Origin of the sequence: Xylophilus sp. ASV27, assembly GCF_016428875.1 — a bacterium.
In the GTDB taxonomy this organism is placed as follows: Bacteria; Pseudomonadota; Gammaproteobacteria; order Burkholderiales; family Burkholderiaceae_C; genus Xylophilus.
The window spans coordinates 1-205 of sequence record NZ_JAELTO010000469.1 but is presented as its reverse complement, the minus strand read 5'-3'; the positions used below and the strand labels follow the sequence as shown (position 1 = coordinate 205).

The window sequence follows — 205 nt, the reverse complement described above, 5'->3', positions numbered from 1 at the left end:
GCGAAGATGGAACGCGTGGTGCCGTGGGCTGCTCTGGTGAGTCTGATCAGACCGTACGCACCCGACGGTAAGCGCGGCCGCCCGCCGTTTGCCTTGGAGACGATGCTGCGCATCCACTTCATGCAGCAGTGGTTCACGCTGAGCGATCCGGCGATGGAGGAGTCGCTGCACGATGTGCCGCTGTTGCGCGAATTCGCAGGCCTGA

The 205-nt window shown here is 63.9% G+C and carries 1 protein-coding gene; it reads left to right on the top strand.

Annotated elements, in window-relative coordinates; translation table 11 throughout:
- Positions 1–205, top strand: a 205-nt coding sequence (locus tag JHD63_RS25355; RefSeq protein WP_233168581.1) for a transposase, incomplete at both ends; no start/stop codon positions are given.